The sequence below is a fragment of the Bradyrhizobium sp. genome (assembly GCF_035701725.1).
In the GTDB taxonomy this organism is placed as follows: domain Bacteria; phylum Pseudomonadota; class Alphaproteobacteria; order Rhizobiales; family Xanthobacteraceae; genus Bradyrhizobium.
In genome coordinates, this window is sequence record NZ_DASSRP010000389.1 from 1 (window position 1) to 2,703 (window position 2,703).

Genomic DNA, 2,703 nt, shown 5'->3' on the forward strand with positions numbered 1-2,703 from the left:
GTCCGCGGTCCTTCGTTCTACGATCTGGGCGAGGCCATCGCGTGCCAAACGATCTTTACCATCTCCGGGATGGCGGCGATCGCCGCGCTGGTCTTTGCTGTGGCGCGGCTGGTCGAGCAAGCGAGCCTCGTGATCCCGTCCGGCTGCTACGGCGAGACAAAGGAACTGGTCGAAGGTTATGCCCGCCATCTGCGGCTGATCTCCGCAGCGCAGGATCCGGCTGGCGCGACCGCCCGCGCAGCTTCACCGCGGATGCTGCTATTGGATTCTTCGGCGCCCGCTTTCGACTTCAATCTGTCGCGAGACGCGATGAGTTCGGCGCTGGACCTTATCATTTTCGACACCACCTGCTTGTCCGCCGGCTCTCGCCGCATCCGCCGCGTGCTCGATCTGGCGCGCAGATGCAAAGTGCCCGTCGCGATGGTGCGCAGTCATACCAAACTGGATTCGCTCGGCGCCGAGTACGGCCGCCTCGGCTCCGTGACATTCGTCGACTGGGACAAACAAGGCGCGCGCTCGAAGCTGAAAGAGCTTCCCCCGGCAACGACGGATGCCGTTCGCCTGATCGGCGGCGCAGCGATCCCAGCGCATTTTCCGCCCTATGTGGGCACGCGGGCGTACCGCAGGCTGACCAACCGGCGCATGGCCGCCATCTTGCGCAACTGCCGGCGCGCGAGCCGGTACTGCGCCGCATCGCTTTCGGGCCTGACGGCAGAGCTGCATTTCACTCACAACCTTTATATTACGCTCAAAAGCGCTCGCCCGCTCGATGAAGCGGCCGCGCGGGCGATCTCAACGCGGATCGTCGACGATCTCGCGCAATCCGGTTTGCCGATCCGGCACGCGGGAAGTTTCGGTTTCGATTTTGCGGCGAGCGAGTGGTTTTGCGACTCCACGACGGGCCAATACCACGTTCGCATCGCCGTGCCCGATCTCGCAACACCGCATTGGGATGAGTTGACCCGCGCCATCGCCGGCTGGTGGCAGGCCCACCAGCGAGAGACGGCTGGCGCTTAAATTCCCTCACTCGATCAGGATTGGCGCGGCAATGTCGACGCGGTCGTCCTTCTTGAGGTCGATACCGAGCGACAGCGACCACTTTCCGCGCGCAGCAGCGGTCATCTGGACCCGCCAGCTATCGGGCGACACGCGTTCGGCCACAGCGGTTGCCGGCGCAATATTCGCATCCGGGTTGGAAAGCGTGACCGACAGCGCCTCGGCTGACAGCGGCTTCTCGTCGCCATCCTCGAGTTGCACCAGCACCTCGACCGGCCCGCTGCGACCGGGCGTCACCGTGACATTGGCCATGACACGCGTGCCGCAGAGATGGGTGAAGAAGGGTTCGGCCGATGTTGCCGGCGGCGGCGCGGGCGCGACGATCGGAGTGGAGGGATTTGCCTTGTCGGTCGTGGCGATCTGCATCCGTGGTCCCTTCGCGCCGACGCTGCCGACGTCGAAGACAGTTTGCAGCGTTCCCGCGCGCTCGAACTTCAGGTCGACCGCAATGCGCTGGCCCTCCTCGAAGGGCGCCACGAGTTCGACGAACATGATGTGGTTGCCGCCGGGCTCGAGCGTCACCGTCGAATCGGGCGGGATGACGAGCCCGTTCTCGAGCGGTCGCATGGTCATGATGCCGTCCAGCGTCGCCATCTGATGGATTTCGACCTTGGGCGCGGCGGCGCTCGAGGCCGACATCAACCTGTCGGCCTCGATACCGCGGTTCTCGATCGTGAGATAGCCTGCCGCCACCTTGGCGCCTTTCGGCGTCGCGCGGCTCCAGGCCTCTCTCACCACGATGTCGTTCGCGTTCGCGGACGACGCGCCAAGCAATGCCGCTGCGGCAATTGCAATCCATGCGAATTGTTTGATCATCGGGAGATTCCCCGTCACGCCGGTACCAGCGTCGCCAGCAACATGCCGGGCTCGATGACGCCGTTGACGCCAACGGCAACCTTCAAGCGTCCGTCCACCGGCGCGACGATGTCGTGCACTGCGCCTTCGATGCGGACCTCGGCGATGGCGTGACCGGCGCGGGCGAAGCCGCCGTCGGCAACGGTCCACTTCACCACGGATCCCTCCGGCAGCATGTTGTTGCGCCAGAGCGCTTCGTCGGCCTTGATCTCGATCGCTGTCATGGTTTTCTCCGATTGGCTCTTGCGGAACCCTGTCTCGGAAAAGCTCCCACATCCCTGCCGCTTCGACGTTGATGTAACGCAAACGCAAAAGGCTGGCGGTTCAGAAGTCCGAACTAGCGCTCGACGAACCGGTCGGTCGCGGAAAGAACCACCGCGCCGCTCTGGTCGCGGGCCGTGAAGGTGACCTTGGCCTCGCCGGCGTGCTTGGCGGTCAAGGTCACGCGCACGGATTCAGAGCCGTCGGCGGGCACCTCGATCGGCGCCAGTTTTTCGTTGCCGATGATCGCCATGTTCGCCTGCAGGCCGCTCGCCGTGAGCGTGAAGAGCCGGCTCATCGACGACTTGTTCAAGAGCTTGACCGTATAGGCATTGCGCACCGATCCGTCGGAGAGCTGCACGGCAAGCGGATCGCGGTCGTGCTGAACCGAAAGGGTCGCGCTGGTCTTGGTTTCGAAAGCGACCGCGATGGTTGCGGCAAGCGCCAGGCATGCCGCGGTCAGGCCGATGGTCTTCGGGCGGATCAGGCGATTGACCGGCGCGTCGCGGCGGCGGCCGCGCTCGATGTTGT

At 64.7% G+C, this 2,703-nt stretch carries 4 protein-coding genes; 1 reads left to right on the forward strand and 3 read right to left on the reverse strand.

What is annotated here, in order from left to right:
• The coding region (locus VFL62_RS23450) for a hypothetical protein (RefSeq protein ID WP_325174780.1) at nucleotides 1-1,017 on the forward strand (1,017 nt) is incomplete at its 5' end.
• Between the two features lie 6 nt (nucleotides 1,018-1,023).
• On the opposite strand, the gene VFL62_RS23455 is transcribed toward VFL62_RS23450, so the two are convergent.
• The 3 genes from VFL62_RS23455 to VFL62_RS23465 form a co-directional block, all read right to left on the reverse strand.
• Entirely contained in the window at nucleotides 1,024-1,872 is an 849-nt protein-coding gene (locus VFL62_RS23455) for a copper chaperone PCu(A)C (RefSeq protein ID WP_325174781.1), read from the reverse strand.
• A gap of 14 nt (nucleotides 1,873-1,886) precedes the next feature.
• Nucleotides 1,887-2,135: a lipoyl domain-containing protein gene (locus VFL62_RS23460; protein ID WP_325174782.1), complete on the reverse strand. Its 249-nt coding sequence runs from the start codon at nucleotides 2,133-2,135 to the stop codon at nucleotides 1,887-1,889.
• 113 nt (nucleotides 2,136-2,248) lie between these two features.
• Nucleotides 2,249-2,703: FixG Ig-like domain-containing protein (locus VFL62_RS23465; protein ID WP_325174783.1), on the reverse strand; the 455-nt coding region annotated here is incomplete at its 5' end.